Source organism: Coleofasciculus sp. FACHB-1120, assembly GCF_014698845.1.
GTDB lineage: Bacteria > Cyanobacteriota > Cyanobacteriia > Cyanobacteriales > FACHB-T130 > FACHB-T130.
This window is the reverse complement of the sequence record NZ_JACJTV010000021.1, coordinates 70,792-92,948: the sequence shown is the minus strand read 5'-3', so window position 1 is coordinate 92,948 and position 22,157 is coordinate 70,792. Positions and strand designations below refer to the sequence as shown.

Here is a 22,157-nt window from a genome sequence, read left to right as displayed (position 1 = left end):
TTGAAAAGTCGAATTCGCAAGCAACGACGCAATACGACAAGTTTGCGCGAAGCAATCGAGGTTGTCCTACAGCAAGCTGTGTCCTAACTTGTATGGCGATAGCTATATCTCTCGTCCAGCGAGTTCAGCCTCTTGATCGCTACTCACTTATTCAAGGCATAGACATCCTTTTCACGTCCGAAAGCAAAGCGGAGGGAATGGGATAAATTTTTGCTGGATAAGGTAGCGAAGATAATCAGCGCCAGGAATGAAATAACCGTCGTAATGGTAAACATTGCTCGGTAGCCAATGGGTTCGGCAATGAAACCCAAAACAGGACCCGCGATCGCTATCCCGACATCAAACCCCGTGATGCACAAAGCAAAAACTCTGCCTCGTTCTTGGGGAGAGGAACGGTCGGAAATCAAGGCAATCATCATCGGCAGTAATGTTCCCGCTCCTGCGCCTTCCAAAAAACCGCCTACTAAAAAGCTACGGGCAGTGTAAGCATGAGACAGCATCAGCATTGCCAATGCATAGCTGAATATACTGCCAGTGATAAAAATTCCGCGTCCGTAACGGTCAGAAGCGCGACCAATGATGATGCGGGAAATGAAAGACGCGATCGCTGCTGCTGTGTAAAATAACCCCGGATTTAAGTCAACTTTGGCATCTTTAATAAATAAAGGTACGAAGGTACTTATCGCTCCAAACGCTACACCAGTCAGCAACAACACTATAGCTGGAATCCTTAAACGAGGACTTGCTAGGAGCCGCCAAAATTGTTGAGTTTCGGATGAATCGGCAGATGAATCGGTTGTCTCGTGGACGATTCGGGGTTCTTTGACTTGATTGGCACAAACTAAACCGATCGCTCCTAGTCCGCAAGAGAGCAGAAACAACGGCGTGTAACCAATCCCAGCTTGGATATAACCCCCAACTGCTGGCCCTATCGCCATCCCCACCGGCGTTACCAAGCTCATGTAGCCAATTAACTCACCCCGCTTGGAGACTGGGGACAAATCAACCACTAAGGCGCTGTAACCCGTCGTAAAAGCCGCAATGCTAATCCCGTGGAACGCTCGCAGCAGCATTAACAGGGGAATTGATTTAACAACTAGATAGCCCAAAGGCGCGATCGCTGCCACGGTCATGCCAATCAGCAAGACCACCTTGCGACCGCGTCGATCTGCCAAACGCCCCAGCCACGAGCGACACAGAACCAGTCCGAGGGCAAATGACCCCATGACAATCCCAATCTGCTGCGTCGTGCCGCCCACATCCTCGATATAGAGCGGCAGCGTCGGGAGCAAAGAAGCCATACTAGACCAAAATAATAGCCCAGCCGTAAATAAAACCAACAGATTGCGACGACTGGGCGGCTCTAGCGTCCAAAAAACTTTCAAAGCTTAATTCCTTCTTACACTTTTAGCCTTCCCTTTGTTTACTATTGTTAACATTCGGCCCAACAACTTCCCTCACCCGATAGATTGGTCTGCCCTGAGACTCGTGATAAGTTCTCATTAACAATTCCGCAAGCAGTCCAAAAGAAAACAATTGCACACCCGTCACTAGCAGTACGACCGCCAAAATCAATAACGGGCGATCGCCAATGCTCTGACCGAAACCCACTTTTAAAATCGTTAAATACAGACCGAGCAGCGTCCCCAATGCCATTGCAATAATGCCAAACAGCCCAAAGACGTGCATGGGGCGGGTGAGGAACTTTTTCATAAAGTAGACGGTTAACAAGTCCATCACGACTCGGAATGTCCGCCCCAGCCCATACTTACTGCTTCCATAGCGGCGGGCATGATGCCCTACTGGCAGCTCAGTAATTCTTGCCCCTTCAATGAACGCCAAAGCTGGTAAAAATCGGTGCAATTCCCCATAAAGATTCATATCCGCCACCAATTCTGAGCGGTAGGCTTTTAGGGAACAACCGTAATCATGCAACTCTACACCCGTGACTCGCCCAATTAACCAGTTAGCGATTTTAGACGGAAGCAGACGAGTCAGAGCGGCGTCCTGTCGTTTTTCACGCCAGCCACTCACTAAGTCATAGCCTTCTTCTAACTTTGCTAGGAGCCGAGGAATATCCGCCGGGTCATTCTGCAAATCGCCATCCATTGTGATAATCACCTTGCCTCGCGCATAGTTAAACCCCGCAGACATCGCCGGAGTTTGACCGTAGTTACGACGCAGAAGCACTGCTTTTAAATTTTTGTGGGTTTGCACCAGAGATTTTAGCAATTGTGCTGAGCCATCCTTGGAACCATCATCCACGCAAATAATTTCGTAGTTCAGATTCGTCGCAATTAAAGTGGTTGCGATCGCTTCAACTAGGTGGGGTAAACTTTCTACCTCGTTATAAACCGGCACTACTACAGAAATATCGGGGATATCGTCAGCAGACATTTCGCTTTGCGTTACCAGTCTTTCAGGAATTAACACGATTGCCTCCCACCTTTTGGTGTCTTATTGTCGTTGTGGTTGATAACTGGCAACCACTCGCCCGCAAGAGCGCAGTTGCCGAAAATACGCCTGACTAATCGAATCTCCCTGTTCCGAAAGGACATCAATCCCAATTCCGTTGCGACCTTGCTCTTGACCGGAACTATGGATATAACGTCCTTCTCCCAGGTATAAAGCAACATGGGTTGTTCTATCGCCGATGCCAAAAAAGATTAAATCACCTGATTGTAGCTCTTGAATCGCAATCGATTCTGTAAAAGCTTCCTGTTGATAGGAATCTCTTGGCAACCAAATCCCAGAGGCTGCAAAAGCGGCTTGCATCAGCCCGGAACAGTCATAATTTGGTCCGACTGTTCCGCCCCAGAGATAATAATTCGGCTGTTGCATCGCCGCTTGCATAAAGGCAATGACTTGGGGTATGCGATTTTGAATTTCTGTCGGGGAGATAGTATAAGCTTCGTAGGCCGTTTGAGCCTCCTCAATCTCTTTGAGGTCTTGAATTGCCACCCAGCCGGAATAGTCATCTTCACTCAGACAAACCTGGATAGACAATATCTCCGTCTTTGGCGACAAAATCCGCAAGTGACGTCCGGTTACTGCCTGAGTTGCCAAACGAGTACAACTGGGGGAATCATAGAGGTTTAGATTGACTCGACATTGGTACTCGCGGAATGAGTCATGGGTCATGGGTCAGTGGTTGTTGGTCAGTGGTACAAACTATTGAACAATTGACCACTGATAACTGACAACTGATAACAACTGATAAAAATGACATTTTTTCACAAAGACGCACAACTAGAAAAATTAGGCGATCGCATTTTAGAAGCAACTTGGGCAGAATTTCCGGGATTAGCCCGCAACCAAATTGCCTTAACCTGGGTAGTGTACGATCCCCCAGTGCCCGTCAATACTGGCGGTGCCCTCAGCTCAGAGGAATTTTGGAAATATCCAGTCCGAGGCTTTAGCTATCGCGGCGTTGAGCGAATCTTTCCGGCCAGCATCGTTAAACTGTTTTATCTGGTTGCTGTACAAGAGTGGCTGGAACAAAATATGCTCCAGACTTCCTCGGAGTTAGAGCGGGCCATCCGCGACATGATTATTGATTCGAGCAACGACGCCACCAGCTTGGTGCTGGATGTATTGACTGGCACCACTAGCGGTCCAGAGTTGCCACCGGGGCCGTTTGAAACCTGGCAGTTGCAGCGCAATATCGTGAATCGCTACTTTCAATCCCTCGGCTGGACAGAGATGGAAACCATCAATGTTAATCAAAAACCTTGGGGTGACGGCCCCTATGGGCGAGAGCGGGCATTTTTAGGGGAGATGCGGGAAAACCGCAATATGGTGACGACCAACGCCACGGCGAGGCTGCTACATACCATTGTCGGAGGCGTTGCAGTTTCCTCTGGGCGATCGCAAGCAATGATGGGACTGATGAAACGCAGCCTCCATCCAGAAGACGATGAAGCCCCCGATGAGGAAAATCAGGTTCGGGGTTTCTTAGGTGGCGGACTGCCTCCAAATGCCCAATTGTGGTCTAAAGCCGGTTGGACAAGCCAAGTTCGCCATGACGCCGCTTATATCGAGCTACCATCACGGCAACCTTATCTGTTGATTGTGTTCACCGAAGGCAAAGCAAATAGTAAAAACAAAGCGATTCTCCCCTTTGTTTCCCAGCAAGTTGTAGCGGCAATGGACACCCTTACCTAGTGCAATCTGCGGTTACAGAGGCGATCTTCATCAATGACAAAGAAACCCGTTTTCCTGTCAAAAAGGGTTTCTTCGTTATCAAAATCAAAGTGAGCGATTAATCGCATCCCCAGCATCCACGTCTAGAAATTGCGATCGCTGCTTTGGAGATAAAGCCTAGGAATCGGGAATAAAAATCTCTCTTATCACCCTCTGACCCTCTTTATTCCATTTCACCTGTCAACATCAATTTCGTCGAATACTAGCCACTTTCAGCGCATAATCCTTCCTTGGTGGGTAGCAAATTCTTTTAAAATTTCCTAAATTGACGACAGGGAAATATAATTTCCGAGAGAATAGGCAATTAAGGTTGGCTTTCGTAGATTTTTGAGGAAGTTTTTGAGGAGTGACCGTGAATACAATCTTTTCTAAGCGTGTTTCTTTCTTACTAGGTCTGACGGCACTGACAGTTTTCAGCGGTGGCTTGTCAGCTACAGCCCAGTCCACTGCCACAGTCATTGACCAAAAGACTCCTGCGGTCGTTGAGACTTCAGAACCTGCCGCATCTGAAGCGATCGCTGAGCCAACAGTAATGGGTATGCCAGTTGTCAAGCCAGTTGTCAAGTCGGCAGATGTCACACCGATTACCCAATCAACTGTTCCGGCTGCACCACAAGTCCCGGCTGCACCGCAAGCCCCGGTCTCAACACAATATAATCTGAGCCAACAGCCGGTCATTCTCTCTGAGTACCAAGATGCAACGCTGGTTGAAGAAAGCACAAAGCCCGTGGCTTCAGAGCCTTCCTCCTTGGCAGCGGCTGATGATACTGCTACTACGCAACCATTTCCCGGCGTAACCACTTCTGCTGCCGCTCTCGCCGCACCACAGCAACCAACTGCTGAAACTCCAAACTTACCCAATGACTCTGAGATTGCTCAAACCGACATCGAACTCGGTCGAGCCACTCGTGCCGGTCGAAGCTACGTCGGGGTTGGCTTCAATATTGGTTTCGGGGGTGATAGTGCTTTGGGCGATGGTAGTTTCGCCGTGATCAGCAAAATTGGTCTAACCAATACGTTGTCTGTACGCCCTTCCGTGCTACTCGGTGACGATACGACCTTTCTGCTTCCAGTGACTTACGACTTTAACATCCGACAGTCAGATCCGTTTGAACCCGTCAGATTCGCCCCTTACGTGGGTGGCGGTGTCACGATTTCTACGGGTGATGACAGCGACATTGGTTTCCTGGTTACGGGTGGCGTCGATGTACCTTTGACACGGCAATTTACAGCAAATGCAGCTCTAAATATCGGATTTCAAAGCGATGAAGTGCCAGTGGGACTAATTCTGGGCGTGGGTTACACCTTCCCTGGTTTCTAGAGAAGGTAAAAATCAAGGGCAAAAGATAACAGAAAAATTTGGTTTCTCCTGTTTCTTTTGCCTTTGTACTTTCTTACTTTTTATTTGGTTACTGCTACTTGGGGGCTGACTTTGCCGGTCACAGCTAGACTACCCGTAGGTTCCACTGCCCAGACATCGTAGCTACCCACCACATCGCCATTAGCATCAATATCCACGTTACCGCTAGCTCCCTGGTAGTTAATCTCCTCACCCTTCCGTACCAGTTCTAGCGCCTGACAAACATCGCTCACTTCTGTGCCAGGGGCATTGGCGACATCACGAATTTTACTTTTAATGCCTTCGCCGCTATTTGATTTAGCGTCTTCGGCTGCTAGTACCATCAAAGCGGCAGCATCCCAGGCGTGAGGGACATAGGCGCTCAATCCCCTTCCGGTTTTCTCTTTCCAAATCTTGGTGAACTCAGCCAGTGCTGGGCCATTAGCACCGGGAACCGTGCCAATTGCCCCAGTTAATATAAATTGATCATCGCTGGTTTTGCCGACCTGTTCGGGAAAGTCTTCCGAATAAGCACCATCTGTCAGCATCACCTGGACGCCTTTACTTAGACCTTGTTCGTAGGCAGATTTTAAGAGCAAACTGCCGGTTTCAGCATAAACAACTGCTGCTACCGCATCAGGCTTGTCCTTGAACGCTTCTAGTATGTCGCTTTCAAAAGTAGCGGCTTTGGGGTCGTAGCGAGTTGGTTTGTTGACAATAGTGCCTCCTAATTTTTTAAAGGCTTGTACAAATTCTTGTTCAAAACCAACTCCATAGTCGTTGTTGATGACGATGGTGGAAACGCGCTTAAATCCTCTGTCACTAGCTAGTTTTGCTAAAGCCTGAGCTTGATAGGTATCGGGGGGAGCTGTCCGCGCCCAATAACCTTGAAATTCTCCTTTTTTGGCTCGTTCGGTAAAGACTGGGCTGGTGCTACCCGGTGAGATAAACATCACCTTGTTGCGGACAGCAACAGGTACGGCGGCACTAGAAACGCTGCTGGCAAAGGAACCGACGACGCCAGCAACTCTATCTACTTCCGTTAATTTGGTCATTCCTGCGGTGCCAGCGTTGGGATCGGTTTGGTCATCTTCAGGAATAAATGTGACTGGCTGACTATTGACGCCGCCACACTTGTTGACGGTGTCTATTAACAGGCGGATAGCATCTGGCAGGGGTTGCCCTACGGAAGATAGGTCGCCAGTGGTCGGCAGCAGTGAGCCAATCTTGAGTCCGGAACCGCTGGTGGCTGGGGTAGAACCTGTAGTCTGGGCGGGGCTACTGGTTGTACTGGTTGGCGTGTTATTACCTGGCGTTGTTTGAGAGGGGTTTTCGCAAGCAACGGTTAGAAAACTTGTCGTAATGGTGGTAACTGCTAGGGCGATCGCCCAACTCGGTTTGATATTTTTGGCTGAAGCGGGTCTGCTCATTTGGGTGTTTAACTCTTCAACAGTCCACGATTGAAATCAAATATTTTAATTGATCTCAGTTGTTTAAGAATACAGCCATATCTTCTGCCAGCTTTTTAGCTAGTAGAAGAAGCGATCGCTCTAAGGCGCGATTTAAGGCGTGAAGAGTGAGGCGACTGGTTTTCGCTGTTGAGCTTCCCCTCTTGCCTCTTTTGGGTATGCTTTGTCTTGAATATGCTTTTAAAACGGAGAGGGAGGGATTCGAACCCTCGGTACGGAGTTACCAACCGTACAACAGATTAGCAATCTGTCGCTTTCGACCACTCAGCCACCTCTCCTAGGTGACGAATATACATAATAGCAGAGATCAATGAATCGGAACTGCTATTCAAAAAAAATCTTCTTTTTTTCGATGCCTGGTCATTCTGAGCCAGTCTTTTTGTGTGAGTCAGTCTTTCTGAGTGAGTCTTTGCCGCGGGAAACCCATGCTTTATCCTCCCCGTTGCGACTCTTTGCTTATTTTTTGCCCCCTTAGTATAAATTACCTATTAGCTAACCCGGCATAAATGGTACGGAAATCCACCAATTGGTTATAACCCAGTGTCCGTCAAGCTTGGACGATTTAAATAGTTCCGCGTTACACGATTCAGTCTAGAAATCCTCACTTCCCTAACTGTCGGAGGACGGAAAAACGGGAACCCATTCGTTAGAGACGTTATTTATCTGCCCTTCGAGTTAAAAATCCCCTTCTTTAGGGGGATGTGATGACGCCGTATTATACCCTGTCCTCCCCCAGAAGGGTGAATAAACTCGGGTAGTAGGTTCTCTCCAGTAGTTGATGTTCATCAGCAACAACAAAGTTTATGCTATAAGCACAGTAAGTAAAGATTCCTTAAGTTCTCGTGGGCTAAACAGGCAACTGAGTAGAATATCAACCCCTGCTTTGCCCTGGAAGTCGTTAAGTTAAAAAACCGATAAAAATTATGCTTTCCACAAACAACCAGCACATTGCTCTCGTTTCCGTCCACGGAGATCCGGCAATTGAAATCGGTAAAGAAGAGGCTGGCGGTCAAAACGTTTATGTACGTCAGGTAGGCGAGGCACTTGCTCAACAGGGGTGGCAAGTAGATATGTTTACTCGCAAAGTTAGTCCCGATCAACCCACGATTGTTCAACACAGTTCTAGATGTCGAACGATTCGCTTAACGGCTGGACCTGAAGAGTTTGTTCCCAGAGACAATTTGTTTGAGTATCTGCCAGTGTTTGTGGAACAGATGCTCAAGTTTCAGAAACAAGAGGGCATCGAATATTCTGTAGTCCACACCAATTACTGGCTCTCCTCATGGGTGGGAATGGAGCTAAAGAAAGTTCAACCCATCAAGCAAATTCATACTTACCACTCTTTGGGAGCGGTTAAATATAAGTCGGTTTCGACAATCCCTTTGATTGCTAGCACTCGGCTAGAGGTAGAAAGAAAAGTTTTAGAGACAGCGGAACGGATTGTTGCCACCAGTCCGCAAGAGAAAGAGCATATGCGATCGCTCGTTTCCACAAAAGGCAACATCGATATCATTCCTTGCGGCACCGATATTCGCAAGTTTGGTTCCGTTACCCGCGAAGCCGCACGAGAGAAACTGGGAATCGACCCCGATACCCACATGGTCTTCTATGTGGGACGATTTGACCGACGCAAGGGAATTGAAACGGTGGTTCGCGCCGTAGGTAAGTCCCAGATGCGCCAACAGGACAACTTGAAGCTATTTATCGGCGGCGGTTCTCGTCCCGGTCAAAGTGATGGAATTGAGCGCGATCGCATCGAAAAAATTGTCGGCGAACTGGGACTGCAAGATATCACCAGCTTCCCCGGACGGTTAGGTGACGACACCCTACCCGCTTACTACGCCGCCGCTGATGTTTGTGTCGTACCTAGTCATTACGAACCCTTCGGTTTAGTGGCAATTGAAGCAATGGCTTCGGGAACGCCCGTAGTTGCTAGTGATGTCGGCGGACTCCAGTTCACCGTCGTCCCCGAAGAAACGGGTTTACTGGCACCCCCGAAAGATGCCGCAGCGTTTGCAGCCGCGATTGACCGCATTCTCGCTAATCCAGAATGGCGCAAGCAGCTAGGTAAGAAGGCAAGAGTCCGGGTAGAGAAGATGTTTAGTTGGGATGGCGTAGCGACTCAACTGAGTGACCTTTACACCCAGTTAATAAAAGAACAACCCGCGCCAGAATTAGAATTGGTCACTCAAGTCAGCGCCTAATTACGCAGCAGCTTCTCCTGGGAATACCCTACAAAGACTTCTAGTTGTACCAGTAATGCTGGTACAACTAGAAGTCTTCGTTTTCCTGTATACTTTTTCCCAAATAAAAATTATTCTACAGACAGAATGATTGCTTAGAAAAATTCTCTTATTAAAGCAACCGTTTGAGTGTTGAGCGCTCTCAAATTATCCGGATTTCGAGGGAATTGGTTGCAATTTATTAGTGATGGAAGAAATAAAATAATGGATCGGAATTGGATGATGTTGTTTTATATATACTTTATTTAAATTTTACAATCCGATTGTAAGTTCCATTTTTCCATCCAAAATCCTCAACCTAAAATGGTGTTAACCTCAAGTAACACAGTACCATTCGTGACGTTGATACTAATTCACTTTGTACTTGTGGCTTTGTACTTGTGACTTGGTAAGAGTGCATGGTCGTGTGCCTACATTCATATACCTGCAATCAATTAAAGAAAGGGTATGAATGACCTATGATGATCTCAACTTAAGCGTGCAGAATACCAGAGTGAAACGGCTATTTACAACAGCATGGAACCTTCTTTTGAACGCTATTCAAACCATTTACAGTCGTCTTTTTAGAAAAAAACGTCGCCAGTTACGTCGTCAGCCCCTACGACAAGACGCCTCAATCGATTCTGGATTGAATCAAATTAACCTCACCCCATCGAAACCGGCAGAGGAAATTAGCAGCAGCCCACCCATCCCCATCAATGAGGCAGATAGGCTCAAAGCGCTGAATCGCTACAAGATTCTGGATACTGCTCCTGAAGAGGCATTTGACGATTTGACAGCTCTGGCAGCCTACATTTGTGGCACTCCCATTGCTTTAGTCAGCCTCGTCGATAGTAATCGGCAATGGTTCAAATCAAAAATCGGTGTAGAAGCAACGGAAACGCCAAGAGACGTGGCATTCTGCGCCCATGCCCTTTTGCAACCAGATGAGTTGTTGATCGTGCCCAATGCCTTAGAAGATCGGCGGTTTGCCAACAACCCGCTCGTGACCTCAGACACCAATATCCGGTTTTATGCGGGTACCCCTTTGGTAACATCTGATGGCTATGCTGTCGGCACCCTCTGCGCCATTGACCGGATTCCACGCAATCTCACCCCCGAACAAATGGAGGCACTGCGGGCGTTGGGGCGTCAAGTGGTCAGCCAGATGGAGTTACGGATTAATCTGGATAAATTAGAACGGACTATCAGCAAGCGTCGGCGAGTAGAGCAAGCACTCCGCCGCAGTAATCAACGACTTCTACAAACCCTCAAGACGTTACGAAATACTCAAGCCCAACTCATTCAGAGCGAAAAAATGTCGAGTTTGGGTCAATTGGTTGCTGGTGTCGCCCATGAAATTAACAACCCGGTCAACTTTATTCACGGCAACCTGCCCTATGTTAGTGCCTATGTTCGGGATCTCCTCGATTTGCTAAACCTCTACAAAAAGCAATATCCCCATCCCGATGGCGAGATTCAAAAAAAAGCAGAAACAATTGATGTGAACTTTTTAGTAGAAGATTTACCGAAAACTCTGGCTTCTATGAAAGTGGGTACTGACCGTATCCATCAAATTGTTTTTTCGTTGCGAAATTTCTCCCGATTGGATGAAGCCGAGATGAGACGAGTTGATATCCACGAAGGGATTAACAGCACGCTTTTAATCCTACAGCATCGACTCAAACCCACAGCCCAGAATCCCGGCATTGAAGTGATTAAAGAGTACGGCGTCCTTCAACCCGTTGAGTGCTACGCAGGTCCCTTGAACCAGGTATTTATGAATATCTTGAGTAATGCGGTAGATGCTCTAGAGTTGTCAATGGTCAATAGTCAGCCGTCAATCATTCGTGAAACAACAACTGACCTAGAGACACGATTAATCGCGTCTCTACCAACTAGCAGTGCTTGGATTCGCATCAGTACCAGTCTTTCTTCTGACCGATCTCATGTAGTAATTCGCATTGCGGATAATGGCCCTGGCATACCGGAAGAGATTAGGGCAAAGATATTCGATCCATTTTTTACGACGAAGCCTGTAGGGAAAGGCACGGGAATCGGATTGTCGATTAGCTACCAGATTATCGTTGAGAAGCATGGCGGCGTACTGAAGTGTCTGTCTGAACCAGGACAAGGAACAGAGTTTCGGATTGAACTGCCAGTTCACGGGAAAAGAATGAAGATGAACAATCGAGAATAATCCTGCATCTTTCAGAAGTAGGCGGAAGACTACAGCGACAATTCTGGCTCTCGCAGTGCTTCTTTCACCAGCTGTTGCACTTCGGAACGGACGTGATCGTAGGCTTCAGATGCACACCAAGGACGCAGATATAAAATTGTTCCGGTTGCTGAGATAGAGGCAACGTGGCAGGTGGTTTTTGGGTCTTCTAGAACTAAGGGATGGGGTTGAATCAGGGACAAAAGCAGGGTGATAGTCGGTTCGATCGGGCGATCGCCAATATCAATATCTAAATCGACTCGTCGCTTGCCGAGTACGGTGGTATTTTTCAGCGTTCCGCTAAATAATTGCCCATTCGGCACTGTAATCACTACGTTGTCTCGCGTTACCAGCGTGGTAGAGAAAATACCGATGGTATCCACCACCCCAGCAGCCCCCGCTCCTTCAATAAAATCGCCTACCTCAAACGGGCGCAAACTAATCAGCAGCACACCGGCGGCAAAGTGAGATAGGGTATTCTGCAATGCTAAGCCGATTGCTAAACCAGCCGCCCCCACTACCGCGACAACGCTAGTCGTCTCGATTCCCAATCTGTTGAGAACGGCGACCATCCCGACGACCAGCGTGAAAATCTCGGCTACCTGAATCAAGAACTTGCGTAAAGTTGGCTCTGTCCGACCCAGCGCTTTGCGGGTAAGACGCCCCACCCAGCCTACAGCTAATCGGGTGAGCAGCAGAATTGTCGCTGCCCAGAGAAGGTTCTGTAGAATCTTAAAATACGCTTGACCAATCAGGTAGTTCCATAACTGCGACGCAGCTTCAACCGAAATAATATCCATTTTCAATCGTTTTTCACTTCCAATTAATATATCTTTTTTTATAAGAAAATTAGAATGAATTCGGAACGCAAGCTGATTTCTACGCCTAGATTGTTAATACGGATGGTAACTCAAGAAGATGTGCCTGAGATTGTCAAATTTTACCGTAATAACCAAGTGTATCTATCTCCCTGGCAACCTTTCTGGTCTAATGATTTTTTAACACATGAGTTTTGGCAAGAGCAAGTCGAGAAAAATATTAAAGAATTTGAAGGCGATCGCTCTTTGAAATTATTTATTTTCAAGAACGCGAACCCCTCAGAAATTATTGGCAATGTTAGTTTTCACGGGTTTATGCGGGGTGCTGCCCAATTTTGTTATCTGGGCTATAATTTAGCAGAATTTGAACAAGGTAAAGGGTATATGACGGAAGCATTACACTTTGCCATAGATGATGTCTTTGCACAATTAGATATGCACCGGGTGATGGCAAATTATCTACCCCACAATCACCGAAGTGCTAATTTACTGAAAAAATTAGGATTTGTTGCTGAAGGATATGCTAAAGAATATTTATTTATTCAAGGTGAATGGCAAGACCATATCTTGACCAGTTTAACGAATAAAAATTGGCAGAGAAAATGAGTTTTCGTCTGCCACTATTTTTATTCTCAGTACGGGTAGGGCAGTGCCGGGGCACGGCATCTAGAAGCAAAGGCTTGGGAGTTATCAACTTGCTTCAAGACGGTGTAGCCTGTTCTGATTCTAGGGGTTGACTAACTGCCACGCGAGGGAGGCGATGCTTGAAGCCGCAGAGAATTTCCCAGGAAATCGTGCCTAAAGTCGCCGCCCAGTCATCCGCAGAAATTTGGGCGTTTCCTTCTTTCCCCAGCAGAGTGACGACTTCGCCGGTTTGTAAATCGGGAATTGCACTGACATCCAGCATCATCTGATCCATTGTAATCGCACCAATTTGCGGCACCGGCTGACCTCGAAGCAAAACTTGCATTTTGTTGGAGAGGTTGCGGGGAACCCCGTCGGCGTAGCCAATGGCGATCGCTGCGAGGCGCATATCCTGACTAGCAACGAACTGATGCCCGTAGCTGACCCCCGTACCTGCCGAAATATTTTTTACTTGAGTTACCCGTGCTTTTACTTGCATGACGGGCTTGAGGTCGATGGCAGGTTTGAGATGGGGCGCGGGATAAAGACCGTAAGTGGCTAAACCTACTCGCACCATGTCGTAGTGTAAGCTTGGGTCGCTTAAAGCGGCGGCTGAGTTTGCCAGGTGCAGACGGGGAGGCGTCATCCCAGTGGTTTTGCTCTGGGTTTTGATCTGAGCGATCGCTTCCTCAAATCTGTCTCGCTGCTGCCGCATCACCGTCGGGTCTGGACTATCAGCTGTTGCCAGATGAGAGTAGATACTGGCAATTTTGAGATGGGGCAATCGCTGCACCAAGGCGACAAACTCTGCTGCTTGCTGCCAAGGAGTGCCTAAGCGAGACATTCCAGTATCTAATTTTACATGAACCGATAAAGAACGATTTAAAGTGCCCAGTGTCTCAGAAAAGACAAAGGCTTGCTGAGGCGTGCAGAGAGTCGGCTGCAAATTCCAGTGAGCGATCGCCTGCACTTGCTCGGTCGTGTTACTGGCACCTAAAATCAAAATCGGTGCCTGAATCCCGGCTTCTCGCAGTTGAATTCCCTCTGGAATCGTGGCAACACCCAGCCAGCTTGCACCGGCTTGACAAGCAACCTCGGCAACCGTAATCGCACCATGACCATAAGCATCCGCCTTCACCACCGCCATCAGTGCCGTTTTTGGCGAGAGAAAACGCCTCAGCTGCCGCACATTATGAGCTAAAGCGGCTAAATCAATTTCCACCCAAGCCCGTTCCTTGAGCGCATCCGTAAAATTTTCTCGCCGCATTTGGGAAAGATTGGGGTGCCCAGAGGAAGGCATCCCTACAGGAGTCGGCTCCCAACTTAGCATTTAGACTCACTCCTCACTCACACCTGTTAGTTTAGAACTTATGCCTTCAAGCCATTACTAGACGATGGGGATATCTAGCTCTCGCTGTCATCGATTCTCTCTAGAGAAGATTCTCGGCGCAGTCCTACAGTTAACAACTTAGAGTGAGCGATCGCGTCCGGATCGTCAAGTAGTTTCTCGTTGTTATTGATTACAGGTTGGGGATGTGATTCGGAACGCGGCTAGGATGTTGGCATTCACTCCAGCCTTTCCTCTGGTTGGGTTTCCGGGGTTCTTGCCATCCAGGGTGCTTCTCCAACACAGCTTGTTGACTCAATATGGAAATATCCCGGTTTTCGTCAAACATCTAGAGGATATACTTTGGCAGCAATATTGGGCAGAAATCGTGTCGAATGCTGAGTTTACGAGGAACATTGAAGAAGATAATTTAACATTTTTCCCTCTCAACACTTGGCACGGACGGGTCAACCCGGCTTTACAGGACGGACTCAGCACGAAAGCATGAGACTGCGAACGAAGACACTAATGGTCATTGGCGCGACACTCGTCGGCCTGGTAGGGGTGCTATATGCTACCTCTTCCATCGTTTTGTTGCGGAGCCTCAAGCAGGCTGAGGAACAAAATACCCGTCAGTTGGTTAGGGCAGTTCTGAATGTTTTTAGCCAAACTGAGGATGACTTTAGTTCTAGATTTCGCGATTGGTCATCGTGGGATGATACCTACAACTTTATTAACAACCCAAACCAAGCCTATATTGCGTCGAATCTAAATCCAGGATCGCTCAACACCTTGCGGATCAACTTGGTGCTGTTTATCAATAACAGCGGTGAAATTGTCTTTGGGACTGGGTTCGATCTGAAAAACCAGAAAAAAACACCGATTCCACCAGCTCTCAAAGAACACCTGGCTCTCAACGACCGGCTTTTAGAGCGTCCCAATTCTAATCGCATCCTGTCGGGAATCATTCTGCTTCCGGAAGGGCTAATGCTGATTAGTTCGCAGCCGATTTTGCCTTCAACTGGCAAAGGTTCTATCCGAGGAACTTTGATTTTTGGGCGCTATATAGACGATCGGGCGATTGAAAAGTTGGCAAGGATTAATCGTTTGCCCGTGATGATGTACGGGATGAACAATCCTCAAATGCCTGCCGATTTCCAAGCCGTGCGTTCTGCTTTGTCAGAACAACGCCCAATTCTGGTGCGATCGCGCAGCGAAGACACGATTTCTGGATACGCCCAGATTAAAGACATTTATGGCAAACCGGCTTTGCTGTTGCGGGTGGATGTCCCTAGAGAAATCTACAAGCAAGGAAAGATTCGCCTAGGCTATCTCATCTTGTGTCTGTTGGTGGTAGGACTGGTATTTGGCGGAGTGACGCTGCTGCTGATAGAGCGATTGGTGCTGTCTCGGTTGGCAGCTTTGAGTGCGGGAGTTCGGAAAATTGGCGCGAGTAGCGATCTTTCGCTGCGGGTATCGACTCCCGGAAAGGATGAATTGTCCAGCTTGGCACTGACGATTAATGGGATGCTAGAAGCGTTGGAAAAATCTGGGCGCGATCGCATCGAAAGCGAAGAACGTCACCGCGCTGTGGTTGAGCAAGCTTCGGAAGGGATTGTGCTGATTGATGCTCGATCTGCTCAAATTCTGGAAGCCAATACTGCCTTCAAGCGCCTGCTGGGTTACAGCCATGAAGAAATTTTACAACTGACCCTTGACGATCTCATTCCCCACAACCGAGACAGCATTGACTTTAACATCGAGCAAATTTTAGCCAACAAACAGCACTACTTAGGCGAACGACGCTACCGGCGGAAAGATGGAACGCTAGTGGATGTAGAAGTGAGTGCCAACTCAATTTCCTACGGTGGCAAAGAGGTGGTGTGTGGCGTCGTTCGGGATATTAGCGAAGCGAAGCGCGACGAAGTCGTTCGCAAACAAGCCCAAGAAGAAATTCGGTTGTTGCAGACGACGACGCAAGCGATCGCGGATTCCTCAGATTTTCACTCAGCCTTGCAAGTCACCCTGGGCAAGGTGTGCGAGACAATCGGTTGGAGTTTTGGGGAAGCTTGGATTCCCCACCTAGGAAGTGACTTTCTCGAATGCAGCCGGGGTTGGTATGGCGGTAAGGATGAGGTATCCCCCGCTTTGAAGAAATTCAGACACCGTAGCCAGAAGCTTACCTTTACTTTCGGGAAGGGATTACCGGGACGAGTTTGGTCATCACAGCAGCCAGAGTGGATTGATGATGTTTCAACTGTGCCACCTGCCGTTTTTGAGCGTGCCGCAATTGCCCAAGAAAGCGGATTAAAAGCGAGTTTCGCCATTCCGATTATTGCAACAACGTTTTGGGAACCGTCCTCTCTGCCGATTCAGGACGGGCACAGCACTGGCGTACCCCTAGGGCAGTCACAAGTGCTGGCGGTTCTGCTTTTCTTCAACTTCGACAGCCAGGAAGAAGATCGGCGGCTGGTGGAGCTAGTATCGGGCGTTGCGGCTCAGCTAGGTTCCGTCATTCAGCGCAAGCAGATAGAAACGACCCTCCAAGAAAGCGAGACTCGACTCCGCAGGCAGCAGCTAGTGTTGATGGAATTAGCGACGTGTCAGGCTTTATACACGGGCGATTTGAGCGCGGCTTGGCAGGAGATTACCAAGACAGCCACGAACACGCTGGGCGTCGAACGAGCGAGTATCTGGCTTTATCAACAAGAAATCGTTGAGAGACAAGAAATCGTTGAGAGTCAGGAACCGGCTTCTGGCACATTCCAACCGAATCCAACATTGGTCTGCGTTGACTTGTATGAAGTCACTCAGGAGCGGCATAGCTGGGGCATGGAGCTGCACCGAGTTGACTATCCGGGCTATTTCCAAGCCCTAGAAGAAGAACGCACGATCGCGGCTTCTGATGCCCATACCGATCCTCGGACGAAGGAGTTTTCCGCTGCTTATCTAACTCCTTTAGGCATTACCTCGATGTTGGATGTTCCGATTCGGGTAGGTGGACGGACGATGGGAGTGCTTTGTCTAGAACACATCGGTACGCCAAAGCAGTGGGCGCTAGAAGAGCAGAATTTTGCGACTTATTTAGCGTATATGGCTGCTTTAGCAATGGAAGCGAGCGATCGCAAACAAGCAGAAACCGCCCTCGCGAATAGTGAAGCGAAATTTCGCTCGCTGATTCTCAACAGTTCGGATCTGATCGCCATTTATGACGCAGATGGCATTACCCGTTATCAAAGTCCTTCGATTGTGAGTATTTTAGGCTACCAACCAGAGGAATTGACTGGGGTACACACCTTGGGCATGATTCACCCAGAGGATCGTCGCCGGGTTTTAGAAGCTTTCCATGAGGCGCTTAACAACCCTCAGAGTGTTTTTTCCGTCGAATATCGTTTTCCCCGAAAAGATGGCTCCTGGTGTTTTCTAGAATCAACGGGGAGCAATTTGCTAGCCGATCCCTTCGTGGCAGGCATCGTGGTTAATTCCCGCGACATTACCGAGCGCAAGCAAGTGGAAGGCGCACTGCGGCAAGCCGAAGAAAGATATCGCAGTATTTTTGAAAACGCAGTTGAAGGCATTTTTCAAACAACACCGGATGGACGCTTCATCAATGCGAATCCTGCCCTCGCACGCCTTTATGGCTACTCTTCCCCGGAGGAGTTAATCGCCAATGTAACGAGCGTTGAGCGGCAACTTTATGTTGATCCAAACCGACGGACGGAATTTATTGCTGCCATGCAAAAGTATGATTCTGTCTCTCGGTTTGAGTCTCAAATTTACCGCCAGGACGGCAGCACTATCTGGATTTTGGAAACCGCACGCACGGTAAAGAATTCTCAAGGGAGAATCCTTTACTACGAAGGCACTGTCCAGGATATTACCAATCGCAAGGTCGCAGAAGAAGCACTGCGCTATCAACAGGAACAATCGGAATTGCTGCTGCTCAATATCTTACCTGCCCCGATTGCCGAGCGATTGAAACTTCAGGAAAGCATAATTGCCGATAGCTTTGCCGAAGTTACCGTTTTGTTTGCTGATATTGTTGGCTTTACCCAACTTTCTGCGGATACATCACCCACCGAACTTGTCGAATTGCTCAACAAGATATTTTCTGCTTTCGATCGATTGTCCGAACTGCATGGTTTGGAGAAAATAAAGACGATTGGGGATGCTTATATGGTTGTCGGCGGGCTGCCAATGCCCCGCAGCGATCATGCCCAGGCGATCGCTGACATGGCGCTGGATATGCAAGGTGCGATCGCGCTATTTAACCTCAAAAATGCGAAAAATTTTCAGATTCGAGTCGGCATTAGTACGGGACCCGTGGTTGCTGGCGTCATTGGTATCAAAAAGTTTATCTATGATTTGTGGGGCGACACGGTAAATACAGCTTCTCGGATGGAATCTCACGGTCTTGCCGGTCGAATTCAAGTCACCAATACGACCTATGAGTTATTACGAGATGAATATGTTTTTGAGGAACGAGGTCTTATCCATGTCAAGGGAAAAGGCGAGATGACGACTTATCTTCTCATCGGCAGAAAAAAAGGAGAATTTTAACTTAAAGTCTGGGTAGGCAGGCTTCGTTTATCTAGCCCCACACTTCTAGAGTGCGGGAATGTATTGACTACATTTCTTTCGTTGCTTAATTGAGCAAATGCACTTTTTTCCGGGCAGGCATCTGGCGAAAAGCCAGCCTTAAAAATCTATCAATTTCTAGACTTGTATCTGGACTGGTATTGCGTCGCGCCTAGTTAAGTTGACCGATTAAAAGTTGTCATCTTGGGGGATGTTGCTGCAACACTTGTTTCAAATATTGCCCGGTATAAGACCTCGGATTCTCCGCCACTTTTTCTGGCGTTCCCACCGCAATTAACTCTCCACCTTTATTCCCGCCTTCGGGTCCCAAATCGATGACCCAATCGGCGCAGCGAATTACATCTAAATTATGCTCAATGACTAAAATTGAATTGCCTTTATCCACCAATCTTTGCAACACATCTAGCAACTTGTGGACATCGTAAAAAGATAAACCCGTTGTCGGTTCATCGATTAAATAAAGCGTCTTCCCGGTAGCACGACGAGAGAGTTCCGAGGCTAACTTCACCCGTTGCGCTTCACCACCAGAAAGAGTGGGTGCAGTTTGTCCTAAACGGACATAACCTAACCCTACATCTAGCAAAGTTTGCAACCGTGTTGCCGCTTTAGGGATATTTATAAAAAATTCCAAAGCTTCTTCTACGGTCATGTTGAGAACATCAGAAATCGACTTGTTTTTGTACTTCACTTGTAAAGTTTCTCGATTGTAGCGATCGCCTTTACAAACTTCGCACTGCACGTAGACATCTGGCAGGAAATTCATCTCAATCACATTCACGCCTTGTCCGCAACAAGCTTCGCAGCGTCCACCTTTAACATTGAAAGAAAATTGCCCCGGTTTGTACCCTCTTGCTTTTGCTTCTATCGTGTGGGAAAACACATCTCGAATCGCATCAAAGATACCCGTATAGGTCGCTGGATTAGAACGAGGGGTGCGTCCAATTGGAGATTGGTCGATGACAATTGCTTTATCAATTGCATTCAATCCCTTGATTGCTTCCAAGTGTTTAGGAAAGGGAATTTTGCGGGTGAGGTGGTGCTGTAAGGCTGGGTAAAGTAATTCGTTAATTAGAGTAGATTTGCCAGAACCTGAAACGCCGGTGATGCAGACAAGTTTACCGAGGGGAATTTCAACATCGATATTTGTTAAGTTGTTGCGGTAGGCATTTTTGAGAATGAGCGATCGCCCATTTCCCTCTCTCCTCTGTGCAGGGGTTTCAATCACCTGCCGTCCCGACAAATAAGCACCCGTTAGAGAATCTTCTGCTGCTAACAATGTCTCCAAGTCACCTTGAGAAACAATTTTTCCGCCATGAACGCCTGCACTAGGACCAATATCAACAATGTGGTCAGCCGCACGAATCGTTTCTTCATCATGCTCGACCACAATTAATGTATTGCCCAAGTCGCGAAGTTTAATTAAAGTTTGCAGCAAGCGTCCATTATCTCGCTGATGCAGTCCGATACTCGGTTCATCTAACACGTAGAGGACGCCGGTTAAACCCGAACCGATTTGGGTTGCAAGGCGAATTCGTTGCGCTTCCCCTCCCGAAAGTGTCATTGCCGGACGGTCAAGCGTCAGATAATCTAAGCCAACATCGAGGAGAAATTGCAGCCTAGCTTTAATTTCTCTAAGTACCAAATCGCCTATTTGAAACTGGCGATCGCTTAATTTCAAATTATTAATTCGTTCCTGACTTTCTCCAATATCAACGCTCGTCAAGTCGAGCATCCGATACTGTCCCAATCGTACAGCCAAGGCTTCCGGTTTCAATCGTTTTCCGGCGCACACTTCACACGGCTGTTCGACGAGATATTGCTCCATTTTTTGTTTAATTAGGTCAGAACTGGTTTCATCGTATTGTTTCTGGAGGATAGCGACAACGCCTGCGTAGCGTCTAAAATCATTTCGACTTTCGTTCCAGATTGATTTGTCAGCACCATACATAATAGTGTGCTGCTGTTCTGCTGTTAGTTGATTCCAAGGTGTCTGGATTTCAAAGCCATACGCTTGTCCGACATTGTATAGTAGGGAGAGATAGTAAGAATTATCCTTTTCTGACCAAGGCGCGATCGCAGCATACACCGGCGACTCTGGAAAAGGCACCAGTAACTCTGGTGAAAACGTCCGCATACTCCCCAATCCGTGACACTGAGGACAAGCACCATAAGGGGAATTAAAGGAGAACAATCGCGGAGAAAGTTCATCCATTACCGCCCCATGTTCCGGGCAAGCAAAGTTTTCTGAAAAGACTAATTCATTGGAGCTTTCTTGATAGGAATTATCAGCCTTTGGAGAAGTTCCTTGCCCACTTTCGTTTTTCGTGGTATCTTCTGCATCAGAATTATTTAATGGGTCGGATTCTTTGGGTTTGGATGTATCATTTAATACTTCTATTATCGCAATTCCACTGGCATGACGCAGACAAGTGCTAAGAGAATCGGTTAGACGCTCCTGAATACCAGGTTTCTTAATTAGTCGGTCAACGACAATTTCAATCGTGTGTGTATAATTTTTATCTAATTCAATAGAATCGGACAGTTGAAACACCTCGCCATCAACTCTGACGCGAGCAAATCCTTCAGAAACCAGGCTGGAGAGTAATTTTTGATGGGTGCCCTTTTTGCCCCGCACCACAGGCGCTAAGATTTGGAAGCGAGTACCATCAGGCAGTTCCAAGATGCGATCGCACATTTCATCAATCGTCTGAGGCGCAATCGAGCGATCGCATAGAGGGCAGTGAGGCTCACCCGCGCGTCCAAACAGCAGCCGCAGATAATCGTAAATCTCCGTTACCGTGCCAACCGTTGAGCGGGGGTTGTGAGAGGTCGATTTTTGGTCAATCGAAATCGCAGGACTCAGTCCCTCAATCGCATCCACATCTGGCTTATCCAACTGCCCTAAGAATTGCCGCGCGTAGGCACTCAGAGACTCCACGTAACGCCGCTGTCCTTCCGCAAAGATGGTATCAAAGGCAAGGGAAGACTTGCCAGAACCAGAGACGCCAGTAAAGACAATCAAGCGATCGCGCGGCAGTTCCAGATCGATATTCTTCAGGTTGTGCTGCCTAGCGCCACGAATGCGAATCGTGTTCTGGCTGTTTTGATTTACGCCCGTAGAATGATGCCCATTTGAGGACTCAGTTGGTAAAGCATCCGAAAGATTGACACGGTCAGACATGAGGGCAGAGCGAAACAGTGCTTAACGATCTTAGCGCTGGCAAGGGGATACGCTTACCCTTATCTGAATTGGGTAGGGCTAAAGAGGAAAAGAAGTTCTAACTGGCAAAGAGGCTTTGTGATAAGATTCCCAATCGCACCTAGACCAATTCCCCCAG

Annotated in this window: 14 protein-coding genes and 1 tRNA gene; 7 read left to right on the top strand and 8 right to left on the bottom strand. The window is 47.8% G+C overall.

Annotated elements, in window-relative coordinates:
* Positions 1-143: 143 nt before the first annotated feature.
* Genes H6H02_RS18245 through H6H02_RS18235 form a run of 3 tightly spaced genes read right to left on the bottom strand, consistent with a single transcriptional unit; the run spans position 144 to position 3,141 of the window.
* On the bottom strand, positions 144-1,385 hold the full coding sequence (locus tag H6H02_RS18245) for an MFS transporter (protein ID WP_190820313.1): 1,242 nt from the start codon (positions 1,383-1,385) through the stop codon (positions 144-146).
* A 22-nt stretch (positions 1,386-1,407) separates the two neighbouring features.
* Positions 1,408-2,397, bottom strand: coding sequence for a glycosyltransferase family 2 protein (locus H6H02_RS18240; protein ID WP_190820325.1), 990 nt, complete (start codon positions 2,395-2,397; stop codon positions 1,408-1,410).
* Between the two features lie 60 nt (positions 2,398-2,457).
* On the bottom strand, positions 2,458-3,141 hold the full coding sequence (locus H6H02_RS18235; protein WP_190820311.1) for a C40 family peptidase: 684 nt from the start codon (positions 3,139-3,141) through the stop codon (positions 2,458-2,460).
* 81 nt (positions 3,142-3,222) lie between these two features.
* Between H6H02_RS18235 and H6H02_RS18230 the strand changes: the two genes are divergently transcribed.
* Both H6H02_RS18230 and H6H02_RS18225 read left to right on the top strand, forming a co-directional pair.
* The gene (locus H6H02_RS18230; RefSeq protein ID WP_190820309.1) at positions 3,223-4,164 is read left to right on the top strand and encodes a serine hydrolase; all 942 of its coding nucleotides are present in this window, start codon (positions 3,223-3,225) and stop codon (positions 4,162-4,164) included.
* Between the two features lie 391 nt (positions 4,165-4,555).
* On the top strand, positions 4,556-5,524 hold the full coding sequence (locus H6H02_RS18225; RefSeq protein ID WP_190820307.1) for a hypothetical protein: 969 nt from the start codon (positions 4,556-4,558) through the stop codon (positions 5,522-5,524).
* Between the two features lie 80 nt (positions 5,525-5,604).
* Here H6H02_RS18225 and H6H02_RS18220 read toward each other — a convergent pair whose 3' ends face one another.
* Positions 5,605-6,972, bottom strand: coding sequence for an ABC transporter substrate-binding protein (locus H6H02_RS18220; protein WP_190820305.1), 1,368 nt, complete (start codon positions 6,970-6,972; stop codon positions 5,605-5,607).
* A 225-nt stretch (positions 6,973-7,197) separates the two neighbouring features.
* Positions 7,198-7,289: transfer RNA gene (locus tag H6H02_RS18215), tRNA-Ser, on the bottom strand.
* 645 nt (positions 7,290-7,934) lie between these two features.
* Between H6H02_RS18215 and H6H02_RS18210 the strand changes: the two genes are divergently transcribed.
* The gene (locus H6H02_RS18210) at positions 7,935-9,215 is read left to right on the top strand and encodes a glycosyltransferase family 1 protein (protein WP_190820303.1); all 1,281 of its coding nucleotides are present in this window, start codon (positions 7,935-7,937) and stop codon (positions 9,213-9,215) included.
* Positions 9,216-9,705: 490 nt separating this feature from the next.
* Positions 9,706-11,433, top strand: a complete 1,728-nt coding sequence (locus H6H02_RS18205) for an ATP-binding protein (RefSeq protein ID WP_190820300.1) — start codon at positions 9,706-9,708, stop codon at positions 11,431-11,433.
* A 29-nt stretch (positions 11,434-11,462) separates the two neighbouring features.
* Here the strand turns inward: H6H02_RS18205 and H6H02_RS18200 are convergent, their stop codons facing one another.
* Positions 11,463-12,251, bottom strand: coding sequence for a mechanosensitive ion channel family protein (locus H6H02_RS18200; protein ID WP_190820298.1), 789 nt, complete (start codon positions 12,249-12,251; stop codon positions 11,463-11,465).
* A 54-nt stretch (positions 12,252-12,305) separates the two neighbouring features.
* On the opposite strand from H6H02_RS18200, the gene H6H02_RS18195 reads away from it, so the two are divergent.
* Complete coding sequence (locus tag H6H02_RS18195; protein WP_190820296.1) at positions 12,306-12,875, top strand: GNAT family N-acetyltransferase; 570 nt, start codon at positions 12,306-12,308, stop codon at positions 12,873-12,875.
* Between the two features lie 94 nt (positions 12,876-12,969).
* On the opposite strand, the gene alr is transcribed toward H6H02_RS18195, so the two are convergent.
* Positions 12,970-14,160, bottom strand: coding sequence for an alanine racemase (alr, locus tag H6H02_RS18190; RefSeq protein WP_242040771.1), 1,191 nt, complete (start codon positions 14,158-14,160; stop codon positions 12,970-12,972).
* A gap of 268 nt (positions 14,161-14,428) precedes the next feature.
* Here alr and H6H02_RS18185 point away from each other — a divergent pair, with 268 nt between their 5' ends.
* Positions 14,429-14,728 carry a hypothetical protein gene (locus H6H02_RS18185; RefSeq protein ID WP_190820292.1) on the top strand — a complete coding sequence of 100 codons (300 nt, stop codon included), beginning with the start codon at positions 14,429-14,431 and terminating at the stop codon, positions 14,726-14,728.
* Entirely contained in the window at positions 14,725-18,780 is a 4,056-nt protein-coding gene (locus tag H6H02_RS18180; protein WP_190820289.1) for a PAS domain S-box protein, read from the top strand. Before H6H02_RS18185 ends, H6H02_RS18180 begins: the two co-directional genes overlap by 4 nt.
* A 217-nt stretch (positions 18,781-18,997) precedes the next feature.
* Here H6H02_RS18180 and uvrA read toward each other — a convergent pair whose 3' ends face one another.
* Positions 18,998-22,000: an excinuclease ABC subunit UvrA gene (gene uvrA, locus H6H02_RS18175; RefSeq protein ID WP_190820287.1), complete on the bottom strand. Its 3,003-nt coding sequence runs from the start codon at positions 21,998-22,000 to the stop codon at positions 18,998-19,000.
* Positions 22,001-22,157: the final 157 nt, after the last annotated feature.

What these genes read in the sequence shown, in the direction of transcription:
- H6H02_RS18220 (WP_190820305.1), bottom strand. Translation starts at nt 6,972, where the DNA reads ATGAGCAGACCCGCTTCAGCCAAAAATATCAAACCGAGTTGGGCGATC.
- H6H02_RS18240 (WP_190820325.1), bottom strand. Translation starts at nt 2,397, where the DNA reads ATGTCTGCTGACGATATCCCCGATATTTCTGTAGTAGTGCCGGTTTAT.
- H6H02_RS18235 (WP_190820311.1), bottom strand. Translation starts at nt 3,141, where the DNA reads ATGACCCATGACTCATTCCGCGAGTACCAATGTCGAGTCAATCTAAAC.
- H6H02_RS18180 (WP_190820289.1), top strand. Translation starts at nt 14,725, where the DNA reads ATGAGACTGCGAACGAAGACACTAATGGTCATTGGCGCGACACTCGTC.
- H6H02_RS18195 (WP_190820296.1), top strand. Translation starts at nt 12,306, where the DNA reads ATGAATTCGGAACGCAAGCTGATTTCTACGCCTAGATTGTTAATACGG.
- uvrA (WP_190820287.1), bottom strand. Translation starts at nt 22,000, where the DNA reads ATGTCTGACCGTGTCAATCTTTCGGATGCTTTACCAACTGAGTCCTCA.
- alr (WP_242040771.1), bottom strand. Translation starts at nt 14,160, where the DNA reads ATGCGGCGAGAAAATTTTACGGATGCGCTCAAGGAACGGGCTTGGGTG.
- H6H02_RS18200 (WP_190820298.1), bottom strand. Translation starts at nt 12,251, where the DNA reads ATGGATATTATTTCGGTTGAAGCTGCGTCGCAGTTATGGAACTACCTG.
- H6H02_RS18230 (WP_190820309.1), top strand. Translation starts at nt 3,223, where the DNA reads ATGACATTTTTTCACAAAGACGCACAACTAGAAAAATTAGGCGATCGC.
- H6H02_RS18210 (WP_190820303.1), top strand. Translation starts at nt 7,935, where the DNA reads ATGCTTTCCACAAACAACCAGCACATTGCTCTCGTTTCCGTCCACGGA.
- H6H02_RS18205 (WP_190820300.1), top strand. Translation starts at nt 9,706, where the DNA reads ATGACCTATGATGATCTCAACTTAAGCGTGCAGAATACCAGAGTGAAA.